Annotated in this window: 25 protein-coding genes; 15 read left to right on the forward strand and 10 right to left on the reverse strand. The window is 44.4% G+C overall.

The genetic code is table 11. The features are described from left to right. Positions 1-87 precede the first annotated feature (87 nt). Both iolB and MHB85_RS01535 read left to right on the forward strand, forming a co-directional pair. A complete protein-coding gene (gene iolB / locus MHB85_RS01530) occupies positions 88-894 on the forward strand; it encodes a 5-deoxy-glucuronate isomerase (RefSeq protein ID WP_192136446.1) in 807 nt (268 codons plus the stop codon). Positions 895-1,016: 122 nt separating this feature from the next. Next, positions 1,017-2,024 carry a LacI family DNA-binding transcriptional regulator gene (locus tag MHB85_RS01535; protein ID WP_192136445.1) on the forward strand — a complete coding sequence of 336 codons (1,008 nt, stop codon included), beginning with the start codon at positions 1,017-1,019 and terminating at the stop codon, positions 2,022-2,024. 166 nt (positions 2,025-2,190) lie between these two features. Here the strand turns inward: MHB85_RS01535 and MHB85_RS01540 are convergent, their stop codons facing one another. Continuing rightward, on the reverse strand, positions 2,191-4,167 hold the full coding sequence (locus MHB85_RS01540) for a methyl-accepting chemotaxis protein (RefSeq protein WP_341072260.1): 1,977 nt from the start codon (positions 4,165-4,167) through the stop codon (positions 2,191-2,193). 238 nt (positions 4,168-4,405) lie between these two features. On the opposite strand from MHB85_RS01540, the gene MHB85_RS01545 reads away from it, so the two are divergent. Next, a complete protein-coding gene (locus MHB85_RS01545; RefSeq protein ID WP_091019835.1) occupies positions 4,406-4,933 on the forward strand; it encodes a hypothetical protein in 528 nt (175 codons plus the stop codon). After that, positions 4,930-5,439, forward strand: coding sequence for a GNAT family N-acetyltransferase (locus MHB85_RS01550; RefSeq protein ID WP_091019836.1), 510 nt, complete (start codon positions 4,930-4,932; stop codon positions 5,437-5,439). The genes MHB85_RS01545 and MHB85_RS01550 overlap by 4 nt, the downstream gene beginning before the upstream one ends. A 149-nt stretch (positions 5,440-5,588) precedes the next feature. On the opposite strand, the gene MHB85_RS01555 is transcribed toward MHB85_RS01550, so the two are convergent. The 3 genes from MHB85_RS01555 to MHB85_RS01565 all read right to left on the reverse strand — a co-directional run bounded on the left by MHB85_RS01555 (position 5,589) and on the right by MHB85_RS01565 (position 7,490). Continuing rightward, the gene (locus tag MHB85_RS01555; RefSeq protein WP_036607981.1) at positions 5,589-5,948 is read right to left on the reverse strand and encodes a hypothetical protein; all 360 of its coding nucleotides are present in this window, start codon (positions 5,946-5,948) and stop codon (positions 5,589-5,591) included. A gap of 260 nt (positions 5,949-6,208) precedes the next feature. Continuing rightward, complete coding sequence (locus tag MHB85_RS01560; RefSeq protein WP_091019838.1) at positions 6,209-7,048, reverse strand: DUF4261 domain-containing protein; 840 nt, start codon at positions 7,046-7,048, stop codon at positions 6,209-6,211. A gap of 76 nt (positions 7,049-7,124) precedes the next feature. Continuing rightward, on the reverse strand, positions 7,125-7,490 hold the full coding sequence (locus MHB85_RS01565) for a DUF1304 domain-containing protein (RefSeq protein ID WP_091019840.1): 366 nt from the start codon (positions 7,488-7,490) through the stop codon (positions 7,125-7,127). 258 nt (positions 7,491-7,748) lie between these two features. Here MHB85_RS01565 and MHB85_RS01570 point away from each other — a divergent pair, with 258 nt between their 5' ends. After that, complete coding sequence (locus tag MHB85_RS01570; protein WP_091019841.1) at positions 7,749-8,282, forward strand: MOSC domain-containing protein; 534 nt, start codon at positions 7,749-7,751, stop codon at positions 8,280-8,282. Between the two features lie 31 nt (positions 8,283-8,313). Here the strand turns inward: MHB85_RS01570 and MHB85_RS01575 are convergent, their stop codons facing one another. Together MHB85_RS01575 and MHB85_RS01580 are read right to left on the reverse strand one after the other, a co-directional pair. After that, complete coding sequence (locus MHB85_RS01575; RefSeq protein ID WP_091019843.1) at positions 8,314-9,138, reverse strand: helix-turn-helix transcriptional regulator; 825 nt, start codon at positions 9,136-9,138, stop codon at positions 8,314-8,316. 28 nt (positions 9,139-9,166) lie between these two features. After that, positions 9,167-9,904 carry a WecB/TagA/CpsF family glycosyltransferase gene (locus MHB85_RS01580; RefSeq protein WP_091019845.1) on the reverse strand — a complete coding sequence of 246 codons (738 nt, stop codon included), beginning with the start codon at positions 9,902-9,904 and terminating at the stop codon, positions 9,167-9,169. A gap of 259 nt (positions 9,905-10,163) precedes the next feature. Between MHB85_RS01580 and MHB85_RS01585 the strand changes: the two genes are divergently transcribed. After that, the gene (locus MHB85_RS01585) at positions 10,164-10,613 is read left to right on the forward strand and encodes an SRPBCC family protein (RefSeq protein WP_091019847.1); all 450 of its coding nucleotides are present in this window, start codon (positions 10,164-10,166) and stop codon (positions 10,611-10,613) included. Between the two features lie 176 nt (positions 10,614-10,789). After that, positions 10,790-12,319 carry a methyl-accepting chemotaxis protein gene (locus MHB85_RS01590; RefSeq protein ID WP_091019849.1) on the forward strand — a complete coding sequence of 510 codons (1,530 nt, stop codon included), beginning with the start codon at positions 10,790-10,792 and terminating at the stop codon, positions 12,317-12,319. Between the two features lie 145 nt (positions 12,320-12,464). Here MHB85_RS01590 and pyk read toward each other — a convergent pair whose 3' ends face one another. Beyond that, positions 12,465-13,880 (reverse strand): pyruvate kinase, encoded by a 1,416-nt coding sequence (pyk, locus tag MHB85_RS01595; protein WP_036607968.1) that lies wholly within the window; start codon positions 13,878-13,880, stop codon positions 12,465-12,467. A 112-nt stretch (positions 13,881-13,992) separates the two neighbouring features. On the opposite strand from pyk, the gene MHB85_RS01600 reads away from it, so the two are divergent. Beyond that, on the forward strand, positions 13,993-14,772 hold the full coding sequence (locus tag MHB85_RS01600; RefSeq protein ID WP_091019851.1) for a helix-turn-helix transcriptional regulator: 780 nt from the start codon (positions 13,993-13,995) through the stop codon (positions 14,770-14,772). Positions 14,773-14,906: 134 nt separating this feature from the next. On the opposite strand, the gene MHB85_RS01605 is transcribed toward MHB85_RS01600, so the two are convergent. After that, positions 14,907-15,578 carry a phosphatase PAP2 family protein gene (locus MHB85_RS01605; protein WP_091019853.1) on the reverse strand — a complete coding sequence of 224 codons (672 nt, stop codon included), beginning with the start codon at positions 15,576-15,578 and terminating at the stop codon, positions 14,907-14,909. 305 nt (positions 15,579-15,883) lie between these two features. Between MHB85_RS01605 and MHB85_RS01610 the strand changes: the two genes are divergently transcribed. The 4 genes from MHB85_RS01610 to MHB85_RS01625 all read left to right on the forward strand — a co-directional run bounded on the left by MHB85_RS01610 (position 15,884) and on the right by MHB85_RS01625 (position 18,072). After that, a complete protein-coding gene (locus MHB85_RS01610) occupies positions 15,884-16,672 on the forward strand; it encodes a CPBP family intramembrane glutamic endopeptidase (protein WP_091019855.1) in 789 nt (262 codons plus the stop codon). A 150-nt stretch (positions 16,673-16,822) separates the two neighbouring features. Further along, entirely contained in the window at positions 16,823-17,059 is a 237-nt protein-coding gene (locus MHB85_RS01615; protein WP_036607962.1) for a DUF6953 family protein, read from the forward strand. A 395-nt stretch (positions 17,060-17,454) separates the two neighbouring features. Next, on the forward strand, positions 17,455-17,655 hold the full coding sequence (locus MHB85_RS01620) for a cold-shock protein (RefSeq protein WP_024633772.1): 201 nt from the start codon (positions 17,455-17,457) through the stop codon (positions 17,653-17,655). 189 nt (positions 17,656-17,844) lie between these two features. After that, positions 17,845-18,072, forward strand: a complete 228-nt coding sequence (locus tag MHB85_RS01625; RefSeq protein WP_017691121.1) for a cold-shock protein — start codon at positions 17,845-17,847, stop codon at positions 18,070-18,072. Positions 18,073-18,317: 245 nt separating this feature from the next. On the opposite strand, the gene MHB85_RS01630 is transcribed toward MHB85_RS01625, so the two are convergent. Beyond that, positions 18,318-18,665: a hypothetical protein gene (locus MHB85_RS01630; RefSeq protein ID WP_091019856.1), complete on the reverse strand. Its 348-nt coding sequence runs from the start codon at positions 18,663-18,665 to the stop codon at positions 18,318-18,320. Positions 18,666-18,829: 164 nt separating this feature from the next. Here MHB85_RS01630 and MHB85_RS01635 point away from each other — a divergent pair, with 164 nt between their 5' ends. Continuing rightward, positions 18,830-19,564 carry a class I SAM-dependent methyltransferase gene (locus tag MHB85_RS01635; protein WP_091019858.1) on the forward strand — a complete coding sequence of 245 codons (735 nt, stop codon included), beginning with the start codon at positions 18,830-18,832 and terminating at the stop codon, positions 19,562-19,564. A gap of 58 nt (positions 19,565-19,622) precedes the next feature. Here the strand turns inward: MHB85_RS01635 and MHB85_RS01640 are convergent, their stop codons facing one another. After that, positions 19,623-20,267, reverse strand: a complete 645-nt coding sequence (locus MHB85_RS01640) for a GntR family transcriptional regulator (RefSeq protein WP_036671927.1) — start codon at positions 20,265-20,267, stop codon at positions 19,623-19,625. 326 nt (positions 20,268-20,593) lie between these two features. Here MHB85_RS01640 and MHB85_RS01645 point away from each other — a divergent pair, with 326 nt between their 5' ends. After that, the gene (locus MHB85_RS01645) at positions 20,594-21,415 is read left to right on the forward strand and encodes a transporter substrate-binding domain-containing protein (protein WP_091019860.1); all 822 of its coding nucleotides are present in this window, start codon (positions 20,594-20,596) and stop codon (positions 21,413-21,415) included. A 23-nt stretch (positions 21,416-21,438) separates the two neighbouring features. Then, on the forward strand, positions 21,439-22,095 hold the full coding sequence (locus MHB85_RS01650; protein ID WP_091019862.1) for an amino acid ABC transporter permease: 657 nt from the start codon (positions 21,439-21,441) through the stop codon (positions 22,093-22,095).

Below are 22,095 nucleotides of genomic sequence, written 5' to 3' on the forward strand. Positions count from 1 at the left end.
TTGAATAGAGCGCATGAATAGTCAAAGTTCTTGTTTTTATATGCATCAGGTTGTTATGGACGACTACAGAAAGGAGTGGATGACAAGATGTCAGAACGTATTGTGAAACCCGTGGTCACCCCGGAGGGAGACGGTACGCTTATAAACGTAACACCGGAATCGGCTGGGTGGGAATATGTTGGCTTTCAGGTAGCGAAGCTGGCGGAGGGGGAAACGCTAACCCGTGAGAGCGGTGATCAGGAACTCTGTGTGGTGCTTCTCAGTGGTTTCGCCAATGTAAGTACCCGGGAGCACACATGGGATAATATCGGAAAACGAATGAGTGTTTTCGAGAAAATACCTCCGTACTCGGTCTACGTCTCAACTTCCGATCAAGTACAGATCACAGCACGTACCGAACTGGAAATCGCTATATGTGTTGCACCCGGTAAAGGCACGTACCCGGCTCGTCTCATTACACCCGAAGATGTAGGGGTAGAGGCGCGAGGGTATGGTAATCTGGAACGCCAGATTCACAACATTTTGCCGGAACAGAAGGAAGCGGACAGTCTGCTCGTTGTTGAGGTATTCACACCAGATGGGCATTGGTCCAGTTACCCGCCACATAAGCATGATCGAGACGCACTCCCGGATGAATCTTTGCTGGAAGAAACGTATTATTTCCGTGTACAGCCTGAGCAGGGGTTTGCCATTCAGCGTATATACACGGATGATCGTTCTGTGGATGAGACGCTAGCAGTGAAAAACGGTGAAGTGGTGCTTGTTCCGGACGGATATCATCCGGTAGGTGCTCCTCCAGGGTATGAGGTCTACTATCTGAACGTGATGGCCGGCCCTACTCGGACATGGAAATTCCATAACGACCCTGACCATGAGTGGTTGATGAAAAAGTAAAACAGTTCATGCTACGCACATTTTGCTCGCTTCAAGTTGCGTATGCAGACTTCCCCCTGCATAATGAGAAGAAGAGGATAATTATCTATGTATATTATATATAGCACAAATGGGGAAAAACAATGAAAGCAACCATATACGATATAGCGCGCGAGGCGGGTGTATCCATTGCAACCGTCTCGCAGGTCATTAATGGCAAAGGCAAGATCAGTGAGAAGCGGCGCGCCGAGATTATGGAGATCATGGAACGCCTTCATTATCAACCCAGTGCGATCGCAGCTGCACTTACAGGTAAGCAGACGTATACATTGGGGCTGCTCGTACCGGATATCTCAAACCCGTATTTCGCAGAACTCGCAAGAGCCGTGGAGGATCGAAGCCGTCAATTGGGTTACAGCGTGGTCATCTGCAGTACGGATAATAAGGACGAGCGGGTAGAGCGTTACCTGAATCTGCTCCAGCAAAAAAGGGTTGATGGCATGATGATCGGAACCGGGATCGATAATGCCGAAATTTTGTCACCCCTCTTGCAGCAGTCTATCCCTGTTGCTCTGATTGCCCGTCATATGCCATCCCTGTCGGTACATACGGTCACCATTGACGACGTACTTGGCGGAGCACTCGCAGCGGATCATCTGCTTGAACTTGGACACACCCGTGTAGCGGTTCTGTCGGAACCGTCCAAAGTCAGCAGCAGTCAGGAACGTGTACGTGGATTCCGTGAAACGCTGATTAAGGCAGGTCATACGCTGGAACCGAATCAGATCCGAGAATCGGCAGCTGATCTGAGCTCCGCTAAAAAAGAGGCGCTATTGCTGCTCGGTGAGAAGGATCACCCGACAGGTTTGTTCTGCTGTAATGACATTCAGGCTATTGGTGCACTTCAAGCAGCCAAAGAGCTGGGTCTACGCGTGCCAGAGGATGTGTCCATTATCGGCTTTGATAATACCATTCTTGCTTCGGTAACCAGTCCACCGCTTACGACCGTTGCCCAGCCAATTGAAGAACTGGGACATCGCGCTGTAGATCTGTTGATTGAAGAGTTAAAGGATGAGCGAAAAGAACCGCAGAAGATTGTCCTGAAGCCCGAGCTGGTTATCCGAGAATCAGCAGGTCGTGTATTGAGCTGAAAACAATTAGGTTTCTGATGTAACCTGATCAGTTGTGCGGCCAATTCTACGTGTGTCATATTCTTTTATGCAGATACGGGCTGCTTCATCCCTTATTACGAATATGTAACGTATCAACATAACAAACAAGCCGCATTCACCTTATAGGGGAACGCGGCTTGTTGATTTATATCTTGAACTTTTTCACTTCTTCAGCGAGCGTATTAGCTTGTTGAGCCAGTTCATTGGAGCGATTCGAGATACTCGTAATATAATTGAACTGTTCTTGCGTTGAAGAGGCAACCTCTTCGGTGGAAGCGGCACTCTGTTCGGACATGGCCGCAACACTGGAGATCACTTCAGCAATCTTGCCAGAACTGTTATCCAATTCGGTTGTTGCAGACGATACTTGTTGAAGCTGAGTGTCAATGCCTTCAATAGATTGCTTGATTCGCATAAATGAGTTGCGCATCTCATGTACGGCAGCAACCTGTTGCTCAATACCATGTTCAGCAGAATCGACCTCGCTCACGCTTTGGTGGCTAGCCGCCTGGATTTCATTCAGCAACACGATGATGTCCTGAGCAGAGCCGGCGGACTGTTCAGCCAGTTTGCGCACTTCCTCGGCAACCACCGCAAATCCACGTCCATGTTCACCCGCTCTGGCGGCTTCAATCGAAGCGTTCAGTGCAAGCAGGTTAGTCTGGGAGGCAATACCTTGAATCATGCTGACGATGCTTTCAATCTTCTGTGATTTGTCTGCGAGTAGATTGATTGATTCACCCACACGGTCAATCGATTGGCGGTTACCATCCGAAAGCTCCACCTGATGATCTACCGCTTGTAGCCCAGCTAGCATGGCTTCTCCTGCCTCACGCATCATCGTTACGGACTGCTCGACACTGCGATTGATGCCACCGACACTATCACTCATCTCTGACAGACGGCTTGAGCCGTCATACACGGATTCAGCCTGTGCACTGGAACCTTGAGCGAGTTCATCCGTGGCGATGGAGATCTGCTCTGCGATGCGCTTGGTTTTATCTGTATGCTCCTGCATCTCACCCGAGATACTTTGTACGCGATCGGCAGAAGTCGTTACTTGCCTGAACAACGAGCTAAGTTGATCGGACATCTGATTGAATGCCATACCGAGTTCAGCGAATTCATCTTTGCCTTTGATCTGCACCCTTCCTGTAAAATCACCACTCGACATTTGGAGGGAAGTCTCATGGAGATTTCTCAGTGGCTTGATGAAGAGTGTTGCGATCCAATAGGCACCTCCAAGTACAACCAATAATGTAATGGCGATAATTAGAATGTAATTGTTACGCAATTGATAATAGTCAGCATAGGCGAGTTTCTCAGATATGACTGATCCGATAATCCAACCAGTACTTGGAATTTGTTTGAAGTAGAGGAGCAGATTTTCTCCGTTATATTGGAATGATCTTTGTCCTGAAGGATGCGTTTGCATCTCTGCAAGCAACGGTCCCAATTGATCGTTGTCTGCGGCTGAAGTACTTGCAAGATCAGCCTCGGGATGAGCTAAAATGACTCCCTTTTTGTCGAGCATAAAAGTGTAGCCTAGTCCATCCAGGTTAATTTGGTTGACTGTATCGGTTAACTTGGAAAGTAGAATATCAGAAGCAACCACTCCCCGTATTGCACCGTTTTCTGTCTTTACTGGCATGGCGATAGACACTGTAAATTGTTTGGATTTGTTGTCAAGGTAAGGGTCGGTAAAAATCAGCTTGTCCGCTTGTTTGGCCTCTTTATACCAAGAACGATCTCTGGGATCATAATCTGTATCTGGGACAAAGTCAGAACCGTTCATAAACTTGCCTTCCTCATCTCCGTAAAATATGTCCTCTAAATTGTTAGGGTTGGTACCCTTATACATGATAGACAAATAATCTTCATTGAGATCGGAAGCTGCAACAGCCTCCTGAATGACAAGGCCTAATGTTTCCACTAATTTCTCGTTTCCATGTAACCAGCCGTCCAACTGGTATGTTGCGGTGGATACCAATCCATCCAGTTTGTTGTTCACACTCTGAGTAGCTTGTTTCTCCATCTGAACCAAACCAAGTGGTGCGAGCGCACCTGCTGTAACCAGAACAGTGACGAAGAAGGCTAACATTAATTTGAGTTTTAACTTCATACTTTTCCCCCTAGATGCCATGAATGTTAGTATGGTTGAAGCTTATTATATATATCGTCAAATAATGTTTAATCCTTAGGTGAGACCAATTGTTATTTTGACTTGTGAATAGATGAGGGTTGGTAGGGAGAAAGAATGGAAATTGCAATTGAATAAAATGTGGGAAGATAACGAACACAAAACTGGTTTTATTTGATATATAATGTGTAAGGCTTCAATTCCAGGAGGAGGTTAGACTGTGAAAAACAGAATCAAATATATATGGGGTATCTCCATAATTATTGTTTTTTTAGCTATTGCAGTGCGTATGTATACTTCTGGTCAATACACCATGTATATCCCTAGCAAACATACGACGTTTCGAGCAGAGGTCACAGATCATATGACAATGCTGGATACATTGGATCGACTGACGATTAGGAAAATTTCCGACAATGAACCGTATAATGAAGATGATGAAATAACGATTACAGATCCCAAAGAGATTAGAGACATGCTGAAGCTATTAAAGGATGTTGATCTTAAAAGAGTAGGGGAATTAGACGTTTCCGAAAGGAATCCGCATTACTATGAGTGGCGACTTACCATTAATAAAGAAGGTCGCTTTACCGATGGATTCGGACTGACGTTTTATAATGAAAATTCCATCTCCATCTACAATGAGGCGAAAACGAGAGACCAACTTGAGGACTACGAGATTACCAATGAGTTTAATCTGAATGAGATGGACCGCCTTTTTGGAAAGCTGAAGGAGGAGCAAACATGACCATCATATCCAACTATTATGTACGCCCTATTGATGAACAGGATATCCCTTTCCTGTGGGAGATGTTATACGCATCCCTGCATAGGAGAGATGGTGATGAACCTTTCCCAATCGAAAGTATTCATACTCCCGGACTGTCCAAATACGTTGAAGACTGGGGGAGAGAAGGGGATTTCGGATATGTTGCAGTTGACCAGCAGGGCAAGAGACTAGGTTCAATAACATTAAGATTCTATACGGATCAGAATGCGGGATACGGTTATGTGAATGCAGCTACGCCAGAGATGGGGATGGCTGTAACGGAAGATGCACGTGGAAAAGGAGTAGGGACCTTACTGCTTCAGACCGCATTAGATGAGGTTGAACGGCGGGGATTTGAAGCAGTCTCGCTTAGTGTTGACCCGGATAACCAAGCAATTCGCTTATATAGGCGGTTAGGATTCGTGGAGGAGTCCCTAAATGGTACATCGGTAACGATGGTGCGTGTAAGTAAACTTGAATCTTAAATGACGAGCGTTCGGATCACTGGCAAAACTGAGTAAGCCAAGTGGAACTGCAAAAGAAAAAGGCGCTTCCTCATGGGAACGCCTCTTTCTGTGTGCCATGTATAGCATCGGTATCTCTCTTATTAGACTTAGTCCGTATCACTTCAATATTATTTCAACAAAAATGCCAAAGCCTCGTCATACGTTTCCCATTGGAATTCAGTCTGGTGCGCCGACTCTTTGGAGATCCGATTCAATTGCATTTTGGCTATCGCACCACCTACGGCTACACTGGCTCGCTTCATCCCCCACTGTGTCAGTAGTTTCTGGTGTTCCACAATTTTTTCTTTTGTATCCTGAGGGAAAGCCTTCATGTTCCGCATATCTACTAGCACATCAAACGAATTTCCCAATTGTTCCGCTATTCTCTGGATTTCTGTATTCGTTTGTTCGACATGTTCAGGAGAAACAATACCTTCCCAGATAATTTCAATAATAGGTTTAGTTGAATCCAAGCGTCTAACAGACATGTAGGCAACTCCTCGATAATAAAATAATATGTAATATATGAGACTATAAGCCTATTAATTATACCTTTTTATAGCGAGAATGAAAACTAAATTCATAATTTAGTGGTTCTTATGAACTACTTCTTCCTAGGGAAGTTAAATTCAGGGATTGTTATCATATCGTCATGGGGAGGAAGGTTGAATAGCTAAAAGCCGCCCAGAGGTTGAACTCCAGACGGCTTCTACAACTGTACACGATAAAGTTAAGATAACTACTTAAATTAGAAGCCAATCTTCAAACTGTTACCTTCCGTTGCTACACCTTTGGAAAGGGAAATGCTCAGCTTTTGTTCTGCCGAGAAGCCTAGTGTTTCCCCATCATGCAGTGTGACGTCGTTCTCAACCACATACGTTGTGGTCATAAACATCATCTCAAATACATCGCTTAAGGACTCCGACGATTGCATAATCTCCATCTCTTCTTTTCCAAAGTTACGTAGTCCGTAAGTGTAAGCTGAGGCGCCTTCGGCATTTTGGAATAGTCCGATGAAAATCCAGAGCGAGACTGGCAACTCATCATGTTTGATCCCATGGCTGGTTTCGACATATTGACTGGCTTCAACAACAAGTGGGGCCATGTATATGGCCAGCGCGTGATCCAACTGTAACAAGGCACTTGCTGTTTGAGTGAACAGAACATGTCCATCAATAGCATTTGTTGCGTTCAGAACAGAGACAATAATCTGAGACTGGTGCCGTGAGGTAATTTGCTCCGCTTCTCGCCAAAGGATGTTGAGTTTGGCATTCTCCTCAACTTCACGATCAGGCACAGGCGCGGCAATGTGGGCACATACCACCTGCATTCCATTCACTTCGAAAAAGAGATTGCCCTCCTCCGGGCGTTCTTCAATCTCGATATCCCATTCGTTCTTCATGTTCCTGATGAAGAGGTCAAAATCACAATCGTCACGCTCCAGCAGGACAAAACCCACGATGGTTTCACTGTAATTCGTCGATTCGACAGCACCACCTGCAGGTACCTTCTCCTTTTTGCGCCGCCGAAGCTTGTCAAACAATCCCATGACATGTTCTCCTTCCAATTCCAGAACGATTCTGGTCATTGTACACTGCTATCTATTCACTACCTTACCATAAAGGAGTTAACATGAATCGAAGCAATGCACCATTCGACAGAAATTACAGGAACAGAACTAGCAACAACGCAATGATCGCAGGCAAACCTTGTTTGATAATGATCGACCGTGAAGAAGTTGCTCCTCCATAAAGAGCCGCAATAATCACACACGCCAGGAAGAAAATCTGAATATGCTGTCCAACGGCAGCATCCGGATATAAGAGTCCCCAGATCAGACCTGCTGCAAGAAATCCATTGTAAAGACCTTGATTGGCCGCGAGGGATTTGGTGGATTTGGCGAATTCCGGCGTGAGATTAAAGGTTTTCATTGTGCGTGGACGAGTCCACATAAACATCTCCATCACCATGATATAGAAGTGTTCGACAGCTACAAGAGCTACAAAAATGATACTAATCAAAGGAAACACCTTGCTTTCTGATATGTAATTTATTTACTTGTCCATCCTAGTATAAGTGTTTGCAACAAGAACGGAAAGAGTAAATTTAATTTGTAACAATTTAATTGCGTATTATTAAAATAATATATCGTTTTCCAGTTGAGTTATTGATGTTGAAATTAAAAAATGGTTACAAAGGTAAGCATACGCCGATTGTCGACAATCCATTCATTGGGTAATAATGAACAATAAAGAAGTAATATTGCTCAGGAAAGGGAGGAGATTATTATGGGAACAGTTCAATTCGTCATGTTGGCTGATGATCCATCCACATTTGTAACCCGAGTTGTACCTTTTATCGACATTGAGCTTGCAGGAATTCCGGGTGACCGTCATTATGGTCTGCTTCGTCCGGCGGACTCACGTCAGAAAATCTACAAGCGTGGCACACCGATTGTGAATCGCCGCCAGATCAGTATTGTGTCTGAGGAAGAATGTGCTCTTATTGCTGAGAAAATGAACATTCCTGAAGTGCGTCCAGAGTGGCTGGGTGCCAATATACTGGTCCGTGGCATTGATCGATTGACGGAACTGCCTGCTGGAACGCGGCTCCTATTTCCAAACGGGACAGGGTTAATATGCGAAGGGGAGAACCTTCCCTGTGTACATCCGGGAAAAATGATTGAACAATTCTATGAACAGGACGGTTTGCGCAAAAAATTCGTGCCTGCGGCTCGCAAAAAACGCGGGATTGTATGCTCGGTTGAACGGGAAGGTGTGATTCACACGGGGGATACCATAGAAGTCATTCACCTGTCCTGATTTTCAAGACAGGTTTCTAATTGATCACCTCTCAGCGCTCACCATGCGGATGTCTAGCGTGTAAGTATTCCTCTGGTGTACTGCCAATAATGGACTTGAAATCTCGGATGAAATGGGATTGATCATGATATCCAAGATCCTGAGATAGCTTAATCAGGTCACAGTGAAGACCGCGGTCCATCCATTCTGCAGCATTTTGCAGACGATACAACTTGATTACGGTTTTGGGTCCGATGCCAACATACTGATTGAACAGGCGTTGAAGCTTTCGGGTATGCATATTCCAATAAGAAGACAGATCATCTACTCTCAGCATCTCCCGGTTCTGTTCAATCTGTTGTACAATATCATGAACCATTCTCGCTTGAGCATCTTCAGCAGGAAGGTGTGCACATAATAGTTGGTCGATGTAACTGGTTTTATCCGCATCATCCCCCGCCCCAAGAAGCCGGTCTTCCAAGGATTCCGCTGTGACGTCCAGAATACTGGAGACATCCATCGGCTGTCCGTACAATGAAGAGACAGGAGCGCGGAGGAAGGGATAAAACCCTCCTGGTTTGAACTTCACGCCCAATACACGTCCTTTCCCGCTCACATGATAGGAGAATTTACGTCCCGATGGTCCGAAGAAAAACGTATTGTTACGTTCCACAACCAGATTGACACAGGGGTTAGGCACGACATGTTGGGGATACGGTTCAAGTCCAGTCAGATCCCACGATACGATCCAGTAATGTTTAACAAAAGGGCGAAGTGCTTCGGAAGGAGCATGGCGTGTCAGTTGATATTTATGATCACCTTCATTCAGATTCAACAGGCCCATACTTGGTCTGTCTCCTTGTTCTACCTGTTTCATCTGAATCATCCCTCCTGCTCATCTCACATTATTTAGGTTCTCTGAACAACAATGCCCGCACAGCAAAACGGGGTAAAATGAGTTGCCTGCGCCATCTCGAAGGTTGACTGAGGAGGCGATAGAGCCATTCCAGGTTAAGCTTCTGCCATATCGCAGGGGCACGTTTGGTTTTGCCAGCCACGATATCGAGACTGCCTCCAACACCTATGGCTACACGAGCGTTCAACTGGTGGCGATACTTGTTAATCCAGTGTTCCGCATGGGGGGCGCCAAGAGCCACGATAAGAAAGTCTGGTTGAGCAGTACAAATCTCTTCCACAATCCGTTGTTCCTCATCTGCCTGGAAGTAACCATGGTATCTACCCTTTACAACAACTCCCGGATAACGTTGCGCTATAACTTTTACGGCCTCTTCACTGACACTTTCTTCTGCTCCCAGCATGTAGAATGACCAGTGTTTTTTATCGCCTTCCTCCAATAAACGAAACAGCAGATCACAACCGGTTACCCGTTCAGTCAATTGTCCACCGCGGAAACGGGATACCATCACAATGCCAGCACCGTCAGCTGTGACCAACCCGGCTTGATCGACGACTTTCCGAAGAGATGCATTCTTTTGACAGGACATAACAATCTCGGGATTACCTGTGATGACATGGAAGAGTTCATTGCTTTCCTGATCTACGACTTTATCAAGGATTGCAACCGTTTGATCCATCGTGACATTGGGAAAAGGGATACCCATAATATTTGTTGATTGGCTCATATCTCATTTCCTTTCTTAATTAGTCGTATTACCTTGAACAGACCTGTTATTTCATTCCAGTTTAGTATATCTGATCTTCTAGGAAAGCACTATATGGGCGCAATCCTTTTGGAACATGGTATAACAACGTTCCCGAAAACATAAAGAGCTATATTTTACCTGTTGTCGCGTTTTTACAATACGGCCTTTGGGGTATAACGATAGGATAGGAGTGCGAGGTTGGCAGATCGCTTATCCAATACATAAAGGGAGTGAGTCCATGGAACTGAAATATGAATTTTATATCAATGCAGGACTGGAAGAGGTGTGGAATGCTCTAATATCACCAGACGGCACACGGAACAGCTTTTTCGGCAGCGAACTTCGCACCAATTTCCAACCAGGCCAGCCGTTTGCTTATGTAGGGCCGGGCAATGATGGTGCGGAGACTGTCCATGTGTATGGAGATATATTAGAATTTGAACCGTTGTCCAGACTTAGTTATCAGGAGCATCCTGGACCGTCGTACCATGCGAATCATGCCGAGCTTCAATCCAGAGTGGTCTTCCAGTTGGAAACTGTAGGTGAGTGTACGAAGCTGACGCTGATCAATGATCAATTTACAGATAACCATCCTTCCTTTGCGAATGCACAGAGCAGCTGGTGGATGATTCTAAGCAGCATCAAAACTTGGGTGGAAACGGGGAAAACACTGAATTTTGGCTGGTAGCTGGTGAGAGGCAGTCATTTAAGATTTATTTTCATAAAAATAAAGGCAATTACTATAAGAACCAGTGCTGTTTCAGCGCTGGTTCTTGTTTTTATACAAAATTGAGTTCATTGCTCTACACTTAATGTCTGATAATGTCGAAATATATATCATATGAGCTAAGAGGAGAAATGAGCATGTTTCGTAAACGTACTGAATCGACCAAACACCTTCGTACAGATGCGCATCAGAATTTACTGGAGTATAGTCGTAAACTGGTAGCAAACGCAGAAAAGGGCAACTATGACGCATGGATCGAAGATGGCATTGAGTTTCAGGATACTGATGAAATAGCTAGCAATATCAAAAAAGCAGTACATATGATGAAAGCTCAAAACGAAGACGTGGAAATGCGCCTTAAAATGCTGAATCAGGCGATGAATGTGGGATTATGGGAATCTGAAATTGTTGCTGGTGATCCACTGGATAACAATAATATCGTCTCATTTTCGAATGAATTCCGCCAAATGTTAGGATTCCATAATGCCAAGGAATATCCCAATTCATTTGCAAGCTGGGCGAAGTCGATATATCCGGATGACAGACCTCAACTGGTGCAGGAGATTATGAAACATGTGAATGACACAAGAGCAACAACTGCCTATAACGTCATCAGCCGTATGATTACAAAAAGTGGAGAGACTCGCTGGTTCCGATGCCTTGGACAAGTCATCCGAAATCAGGCTGGAGTTCCAGTCAAACTTCTGGGCATCATGTTTGATATTCATGAGGAGAAGAGCAAGTCTGATGAGTTAGAAGCACTCGTCACCCGATATGATCTGGTTAACCGCGCCTTGGTGGAGGCACCGTGGGATATGACGGTTGTGGCTGGAGATGTGGTTAATCCGAACAATGAATTTTGGTGGTCACCCCAGTTCCGTAAAGAGTTAGGGTTTAAAGACGAGCAGGATTTCCCGAATGTGTTCAGCAGCTGGAGCAGCCGACTTCATCCGGAAGACCATGATCGGACGATTAACGAATTTGCCAGACATATGAACGATTACAGTGGTCGTACGCCGTACGATCTGGATTATCGTCTGCAGCGCAAAGACGGGGAGTATCGGTGGTATCACGCGGGTGGGGAGACCATTAGGGATCAGGATGGAGTACCGCTCCGTGTAGCTGGCACCATTCGAGATGTCACCCATGAGAAGAATAAGGAACAGATCGTGGAAGCCATGAATCTGAAAACAAAACAATTGTCGGAGTCCATAGGTGAGATGGTGCGTGGAATCAATTCGATTACGGATCAGGCACAGGATTTGGTGACTGCACAGGAGTTATCTGCCGATGCAGCCATTCAAGTGAAAAGCAGTGCAGATGATACGAAGAATATCACCGTGTTTATTCGAGAGATTGCCAGTCAGACCAATCTGCTGGGGTTGAATGCAGCCATTGAAGCTGCACGAGCGGGAGAGCTGGGACTGGGATTTGGCGTCGTTGCAGGTGAAGTGCGGAAACTGGCTGATCACAGTTCGGAGGCCACAGTAAATATCGAAGATAGCATGCAGAAGATGAAAACACTGATTGATCAGATTCTTGAGCACATCGGTAATATGTCCACGTTAACACAAAATCAAGCAGCTCTGACACAACAGGTGAATGCTTCAATGGATGAGATCAACACCATGTCACAGGATCTGGTTAATTACTCGCGGAATCTATAATCTCGAAGCCGTTTGTTATAACATCACGATCATTGGCAACAACATCAATAAAAAACCACCGGGAAGCATTTCTGCTCCCGGTGGTTTTTTGTATTTCTATTTATATTTTATAGCTAAGATATATAGCTTCAGTTCAGCTATTGAATTAAACTTGTTGAACTTTGATCAGGTTTGTATTACCGGATTGACCGATTGGAACACCAGCGGACAACACAATGATGTCACCTTTTTCAATGTAACCTGTTTTGATTGCGTTCCGCGTAGCCGATTCGAACATTTCATCCGTTGTTGTTACTTTGTCGCCCATAACCGGAATGACACCTGAGAGCAGGCAGATTTTCGCCAATACTTCTTCATGTTGTGTAACTGCGATAATTGGTGCTTTTGGACGATACTTGGAGATCATACGTGCTGTGAATCCACTCTCAGTCGAAGTGATGATTGCTTTTGCATTCAGTACGAGGGAAGAACTTACAGCGCCCTGACTGATAACTTCAGTAATATCAGCGATCTGTTGAGCCGATTTTTGTGCGAATTGCTCTTTGTAATCGATCATCGTTTCAGCACGGCGAGCAACAGCAGCCATCGTGCGCACGGATTGTACCGGATATTTACCAGCAGCGGATTCACCGGACAACATCACAACGTCAGCACCTTGAAGTACAGCATTGGCCACGTCACTAACTTCGGAACGAGTAGGGCGTGGGTTCACTTGCATGGACTCCAGCATGTGTGTAGCTACGATAACTGGTTTACCAGCGCGGTTACATTTATCGATCATTTCTTTTTGCATCATGGGTACGTCTTCGATTGGCACCTCAACACCGAGATCTCCACGAGCTACCATGATGCCGTCAGATGCTTCAATAATATCGTCCAGGTTGGTCATACCTTCCTGGTTTTCGATTTTGGAGATGATCTGAACGTGGTCTACACCGCGTTCTTTCAAAATGCTGCGGATTTCACGGATGTCATCACCTTTACGAACAAAGGATGCTGCGATAATTTCGATATCGTTTTCGATCCCAAATCCGATGTGCATAACGTCACGCTCGGTTACACCTGGCAATGTCGTTTTAATTCCTGGCAAGTTAACCCCTTTGCGTGGTTTCAGAATGCCGCCACTGATGATTTTGCAATGGATATCGGATCCTTCCACAGACAGTACAGTCAGATCCACAAGGCCATCATCGATGAGGATACGATCGCCAGGTTTCACAACGAGGTTCAGTTCTGGATAGTTTACCGAGATACGCTCAGCGTCACCAAGAATTTCTTCAGTAGTCAGGATCAGCTCTTTACCAGCTTGCAGATGACAGGATGCTTCTTTCAGTTTACCAATACGTACTTCCGGCCCTTTGATGTCCATCATGATCGGTATATAGGTGTTCAGTTCGGAAGCTGCTTTACGGATATTGTTAATCCGTGTAACGTGATCTTCCAGTTCGCCATGAGCCATGTTCAGACGGGCAACGGTCATACCTTCCTGAATCATTACTTTTAACAATTCGATTGAGTCACAAGCAGGTCCCATGGTACAAATAATTTTTGTTTTTAACATGCTGATTTCCTCCTCATATTTAAGCTTATATGTGTATTGTAGCGTTTTCTGTCGAATCAGGGTATGAACTATAGTACAATGATTAGAGTATAGTCCGATAATGAGGTGTGTTATGGTCACTCCACTTGAAGTACGACATATTAATGGTGTCGGTTGGTACGAAGAAGCTGTGCAATCTCAAGAAACTTGGCGGCTTAGCTTGGTTACTTATGGAAAATGTGTATATTGGGTGAACGGTGATAAACAGATCATGGAAAAAGGTGAATTGCTCCTCATTCCAGGTGGTACCCCATATTACGGCAAGAGTATTCCTACAGTAACGCACACACAGATTGTAATTCAACTGCAACGCGACCATATGGAAACTTTGCCTGCACTGGAACGGTATGAGGCATTGCGGCATAAACCTGGATGCTACGAACTGATCCATCAACGCATGAGCGCTATTTATCAACAATGGCAAGAGCGTCCTTCTTATTATGTCATGATGAGCCAAGCCTTATTGATGGAAGTGTTGATTTATATGAACAGGGAGCTTGATCGTGGAGTTATCCCGCCGGAGAGGCATAATCATGTTGAACGGATGAAGCGATATATAGAGCGGCATTATCGGGAGAAAGTGACGAAGGAAGAACTCGGGGACGAGATCAAAAAAACTCCCAATTATGCTGCTGCATTATTCAAAAGCATGACAAATCAGACCATCAGTCAATATGTCCATGATCAACGGATGAAACGAGCCATATATCTGCTCACCGAGTCACAACTCTCCATCCAGGAAATTGCCGAATTTCTCGGCTACCGGGATCTGTCTTATTTTTACCGCATATTCAAACGTATAACCGGAAGTCCACCGTCTGACCTTCTTCATGAACGGCCACCTATAGCATGAAACGCGTAGTCCAACCCAAATAAAGTTCTTCTATATAAGTAGGCTTAATTCAATGAGTACAAAAAAAGAGGGCCTAGGCCCTCTTTTGCTGTATAGCAGGATCATCATCCCACCTGTTACATATATAAATGTCGTTATACATGACTGCTTGGGTTAGAAGCTGTGAGTGGCTGCTTGCCTTTTTTTCGTGCCTGCCCAAGACGAAGAGCAAAGACATGTACAGTCCAATACGCGGCCTCAGCAAACAAAATGCCGCCGGCGATGTCCAGCAAGGAATGCTGTTTTACAAACACCGTCGAAGCAATAATCAACCACAGCCATACCGACCAAGAAATCCGTGCCATAGGCTTAAAGTTCAAGTGTCTGTTGATCACAATAAACAGCAAATAGCTGGTCAGAACGTGAACACTTGGGAAACAGTTGAAGGGCGCATCATTTGTATAGATAAACTGTACTAACACGCTACTCAGATCAGTTCCGCCGATCTCAGGGCGCGGGACATGAGTAGGGAAAATCGCAAAACAGACATTGGCAGCCATGACACCAACATTATAGGTAATCAGCGTGCGCCAGAATAGCGGCTTGTTCGTCAGACCCAAATAGAGAAATCCAAGATACAGAATGGGCATCCAGCTAATGTACGGATAAATAAATTCTTTGAGAAAAGGAATCTGTGTATCAATCCAGGCATAATTGTAGAAGACATCACTTCCGGTGTTGCTGCCTAGAAATACGTAAATGGAGCCTTGGAGCGGTATGCACAGAATAGCCAGTAAATGCCCCCAGCGCTGAAAGAATGCTTTCATAGTATCCCCCTGATTTCATTATGCATTGTGAAACTATCGTTAATGGGTACTTCATAGATATATGACGCTGAAGAGTCGCGACACCCCTGCAGCATTGAACTCTTGTAATACTATAATGGACAGATAAAGGTATAAGCCATACCTGATTTTAGGGGAAAAGAGGTTAGTATAAGTCTCTTTTTTGTTACTTTTATAGTTTTATCCATAATAGGGATATTCAATATACGGATGATGTGATACAACTATATTGGCATATAAGTTCTTATGACAACGGAAAACATAAATGAAACGAGGTAGGCAAATGTATGATTAATGCGCAATCCAAGCCTAAACATTCCTTTTCCGAGCGCAAACCTGTGCTCACCGTTGTAATTATTGAGCTGCTTCTCCTGTTAGCCGTATTTGCAGCAGGGGCTATTGCAACGATAAAGCAACTAGACTACACTTCCCCTGTACTCATTTCCTTTACACCAATCGCAATTGTTCTGATGATCTATCTGACGTTAAGGCGCAAGTGGGGAGAGACTGGATTCCGATCTTTGCGAAGTATCCCGGCTGGCCACGCAAAGTATTATATTCCACTACTCCTTGTACTGGGTACACTTTCACTGAAAGGATTTGGGGAGCTGAGCTTGTCACGGGTAGCCTTTTTCATCTTTTTTACCTTGCTCGTAGCTTTTGTTGAGGAAACGATCTATCGTGGACTTATTTTCAAAACATTGCTTCAAAAAAGTGCAGTGGCCGCAGTTGTGACCTCCAGCATATTGTTTTCGATTACACATCTGCTGAACGCATTGTCTGGTCAGGATATGACGGATACGATCATGCAATTGATCTATGCGCTGCTCCTGGGAGTTGTACTGGCGTTATTGATGCTGAAGAACGGAAATATCGTACCGCTTATATTGTTTCATTTCATACATAATCTGATTCAATTTCTAGGGAATGACCTGGAGGACACAGGTACACTGCCTTATGATCTGTTTATACTGGCAGTACTGATTGCTTACTGTGCATGGTTAGTGTGGAGCATTCGAACAAATTCGTCTATTCCATCCAAAGGGAGTGAGCAAGCGAATACGGTTGTTCATTAAAGTATTGCGGGTATTGCTTGAAAGTAGTTATCATACAGTTTCCCGTCAGCAGTTGGATCATGGTATACTTCAGTCTGGCGGGAAGACAGATATGTTCATGATACGAGGTCTGCTCATCCGTACATTAAGGTTTAGACAGTAGGTGATATAGTGGAGAAGACAGCACAAGGTGTAGCAGAATGGATGGTACAGGAGATTAAATTCACAGGAACACTTCATCAGGAAGCTGCCATAGAATATGTGAAGACCCATTTCGGCGAAGAGTTTGTTTTTGTGAACGAGAACGGCAATACATCATTGTCCAAAGAAGTGAAGAAAGCTTTCCGTAAGCTTCATCGTGGGCAGATCGCCTGGGATAGGGATGCATTTATGTGGGCATGGACATAGTGTGTTATACTGGGTTAAGATGATTCATTGGTTGTGTTGGATATGCATGTCAGAATATTATATAAAAAATGTATAAGATGGATTAGATCTGCATATCCTTTCATAAGACCGTACACAAGTGACCAGGCACATAAGCGTGATAAACCCTGGCCCCACACGTGTTAATAACATGTATTTCCAAAGCTGTTTGAAAAGAAAATACAAAGATTTGCTTTTTGGCTGAATTGGAGTTATAATAAAAACAAGTTGTAGAGAGTGGAAAACCTAATTCATATATTGTAAAGGGCGATCACTTATAGGTTTATGACTGGTACCTTTTTCAATGTGTGAATTTTTATTTGCTTGCTGCAAAGAACAAAGGAACATGTTAATCTTTATTTGGAGGTGTAATTCACATGCAAAACGGAACAGTAAAATGGTTCAACGCTGATAAAGGCTTCGGTTTCATCGAAGTTGAAGGCGGAGAAGATGTATTCGTACACTTCAGCGCTATTACAGGCGAAGGCTTCAAAACGCTGGACGAAGGTCAACGCGTGCAATTTAAAATTGTACAAGGAAACCGTGGTCCTCAAGCAGAAGAAGTTGTAAAACTGTAATTAAAGCATAGCTGCCTTTAACATGTTATAATGGTAAAGGCAGCTTCTTTTTTTTGATCAGTTATATAAAAAGTCGACCCATTAGTTGTCGAGGTAGGAGTCCGGTGGGACGTGAAACTTCCGCTAAGTGTAGGCTTCTGTGAAATAACGTCGGTTAGATGTTTTTCCATAACAAAGGGGGTAGAAGTCATGTATAATCGCAAAAAACCGTTGGAAGAGATTCCACAAGCTGATGCGGCAATCTGGGAATGTACGAGTGATACGTGCAAAGGATGGATGCGGGACAATTTTGCGTTTGATAACGTACCTACTTGTCCGATATGTGCTTCTGAGATGGTCAGCACGACTAGGATGCTACCATTGCTTGAGAATTCGAATAGTAATCTGAAAACGATGCCTAAAGGAAATCGGATTTAACATAGCTTACCCGCCTCTAACGAGGTGTTTTTTTTTAAGATTAAATAGACACCCTGTGCGAAGGTAAGGGTATTAAATATGAAGTTCCCGGCATTCGTTTTGGCGAATGCCTTTTTTTGTATCATTTTTTAACAGAAAATATAGTGTAATTGACGTGAATTGTATGAAAAAGATAAAGACCCTTTTCGCTATAAGCAAAAAGGGTCTTTGTTATGACTACAATTTTACCACGATCAGATTGGAATTTAGATGAACAGGAATGGCAGCAGAAACAATGTTGCTACCAGAGCCAGATCGATTCCCGCTCCATAGCCGTAACCCCCACCGTATCCTCCGTAACCATATGGACCATAGGCCGAAGATTTAACTTTCTTTGATGCAACAGCGTTTTTCTTGCTGCCTTTTACCAGCTGTTGTTTGGATTTGACTGAACATAGCCGTGGTCCTTCGAAACATCCGTTCAAATATACTTTGCCATCACGACATTGGCTAAGCGTACCATACATATGCTTACCGTCTTTCATAACAAGACAAACGGAACGTCCAACGTGCGGAGAAACCGTTTCCTCACATACCCGATTAATTCTGTACATGCATATCCTCCTCATTAGATGCGGTTGCCGCTTGAATTCAACGGTTTGTATATCATAGTAAATAAAAGAGGATTTGGTATGGACGAGTACCCGGTAAATCGAATAGGGAGGAGCCGTTTTTGAGTCTATTCCATACACTGGGAGGAGTGAGGAGGGGATGTTGCATGGATTATCATGACATGCTGGCTCGGTTAGGGGAGGGGAGTGCCCATCCCGGAGGATTTTTGGCAACGCTGAAGTTGCTGGAGAGTTTATCTCTGCCTGTGGATAGTCATATCCTTGAGATTGGATGTGGCACTGGGAGGACTGCGTGTTATTTGGCTAAAAGGGGTTATCAAGTAACAGCGATTGATCTTAATCGTCAGATGCTGGATAAGGCCGTTCGGCGAGCAAGACGAGAGCGGGTGGATGTTCGTTTTGTTCAGGCTGATGTAGCATCGTTACCTTTCCCGGAAGATCATTTTGATATGGTATTCGTGGAGTCGGTTACGATCTTTACCCCATGGCGGAGTGCATTTGCTGAGTATAGAAGAGTGTTGAAGCCCGGTGGACTTTTGGTGGATCGGGAGATGGTTTTATCAGGCCAGAAGACCGAATTGATGTGTCGCAGGTTAAAGCAATTTTACGGTATACGAACCCTGGTAACGGCCACAGCATGGAGAAAACGCCTCAAACAGTGTGGTTTCACCAAGGTTGAAGTCAAAGAACATTCGCGATCCATGGGAAAATGGGGCGTTGATCATGATCCGCATCGCGAGATCGATATGAATTGGTTTGAGGATGAACGTATGCAGCGAATGAGTCAAACCAATGATCGTTTGCTCGCGAAATACGGCAATAAGTTGGGATATGCTGTTTTTGCGGCTAAAGCACCGTTGGAGGTCAAAAACGAAAAATAGGAAAAAGACAACTCACACAATCGTGTGGGTTGCCTTTGGTTTGTTTCGACAGCACGTACTACAGCATATCGTTGTCGATAATCCGCCAATGGTGTTTGAGTAGGGCTTCCAGTTGGTTCTTATCTTTGGCTCGAAAAGCACTTAAAATTTGTCGGTGCTCTTCATTAACTTCCAACAGTACCTCAGATAGCTTTGGTTTATTATCACTAACATACGACTGGCGGATGAAACTGTTTTTCAATGTATTTAACATCTCAATGACTGTAGCGTTACCACATCGCTGAATGTACAGATTATGGAACTGATACTGGTTTTTGTTGTAGGCAGCAAGATCAAGCTGGCTGATATCCTCGTCCATTCGAACAACCAGAGTCTCCATCTCCAAAAGTTCAGATGGTCTGAGATGGTCTGCTGCAAGTGTGGCAGCAAGTGCCTCCAGCACACCGATTGCTTGGGAAAACTCCAGTTTTTTGCCTGCATCAAAAGGAGTGACAATAAATCCCCTGCGTGGGATGTATTGCAGCAGATTGTCTGAAGCCAGCTGGAAAAGGGCTTCCCGAGTAGGTGTGCGACTGATGTCCAGCTTTTTGCATATCTCGGCCTCGTTGATCTTCTGGTTGGGAAGTAACGTCCCGTCTTGAATCTTCTGGGCAATGTAATCGTATACGTGATCTTTCAAGGACCGGTATTTGGGTACCTCCATACCGAATCCTCCTTTCTATGTATAGTGAATAAATAGATGGGTGTGAGGCTGTGCTGTACGCGCCGTTCAGGAGTTTCAAGTTTTTATCATCTTAACACCGAGGGGGAAGTTGGGCAAGCAAACTTCATGTTTCAGCCGATGTAAATGCCGTGTCATATATAGCACATTTTATGGAATTAAAGCGTATAAATGTTTAAATAATGATTGTGATAAACCGATTTATTTGTTAGTATTACTTACATATAAGTCCATATATTGTCTTATGTATATTGTATACAAATTTATCATTAAGCTACTAAGTCCAAAAAAGAATAGGGGTATGCTGTGTGAGAAAAGTATTGTTGCCAATGATTCTGCTGTTAGTGGTTGTATTCATGTCCGCATGTGGGCAGGAAAAAACGACAGGAACCGGATCAGACGCTACTTCGTCTTCGGGCAGTAGCTCTGCGGAAAAGGAAGTAATTGTACTTGGAACCAGTGCGGACTATGCACCCTATGAATTTCATAAGAAAATCGATGGTAAAGATATTATTGTAGGTTTTGACATCGAGATTGCCAAAGCCATTGCGGCTGATCTGGGAGCCGAGCTGAAGATTGAGGACATGGACTTTGATGGCCTTCTTATGGCTCTCGGTACAGATAAGGTTGATTTTGTAATATCAGGCTTAACCCCTACCGAAGAACGAAAGAAGAATGTTGATTTTACGGATATCTACTATTATGCAGAGCAGGCTGTACTTGTTAGAGGAGGGGGAGATACCGCAGTAAAGTCCATAGGTGATCTATCAGGCAAGCAGGTTGGCGTGCAAAAGAGTTCCATTCAGGAAGGGATTGCTCAGGAAATAGAGGGGGCAAAGCTCACTTCTCTGGCCAAAATACCTGAACTGATTCTGGAGCTGCAGACGGGGCGTGTAGACGCACTCATCCTGGAGAAGCCGGTGGCTGAACAGTATGTGAAAAACCAAGAGGGGCTTGTTGTTGCAGGTGTGAAGATTGAACAGGCTGAAGACGAGGGTGGTTCGGCCATCGCGGTGAAGAAAGGTAATCAGAAGTTGCTGGATCAGATCAACACTACATTGGAAAAGCTCAAAACAAACGGAGATATTGAACGGTTCGTCGTTGAAGCGAATGAGATGCTCGGTGAATAAACCGGACGAGTGAGGGATATGCCGTGAATTTAGATTTTTCCTTTCTATTAGAACATTGGCAGGATTATGCACGAAGTGCGTGGGTCACGCTTGAGCTTTCCTTCTTCGGTGTTCTGTTTGGGACGTTACTTGGTGTGATCATGGCATTAATGCGATTATCCCGAATATGGCCAATTAAATTGGTGGCATCGGCGTATATTGAACTCATTCGAGGAACACCAATGCTCGTACAGATTCTTATTATTCATTATGGTCTGACGGTTATAGGTGTGAACTTACCGGCATTTATGTCGGGGGTGGTAGCTCTGACGATGAATAGCTCGGCTTATATGGCGGAGGTGTTCAGGGCCGGGATTCAAGCGATTGATAAAGGACAGACCGAAGCTTCGCGCTCCCTCGGTATGACAAATGGTATGACACTTCGTTATATTATACTGCCGCAGGCTTTTCGTAACATGCTTCCAGCCATCGGTAATGAATTCATTATTATCATTAAAGATTCTTCGCTTGTCTCCATGATCGGCATAGCCGAGATTATATACACGGCCAGAACGATTCAGGGTGTTACGTTCCAGCCGCTTGCTCCGCTGCTTGTTGCCGCCGGCCTCTATTTTATAATCACATTTACACTGGCTAATTTACTCTCTTGGTTGGAACGTAGACTGTCTATTTCTCGCTAA

This window comes from Paenibacillus sp. FSL K6-4396 (genome assembly GCF_038002525.1).
Taxonomy (GTDB): Bacteria; Bacillota; Bacilli; order Paenibacillales; family Paenibacillaceae; genus Paenibacillus; species Paenibacillus amylolyticus_B.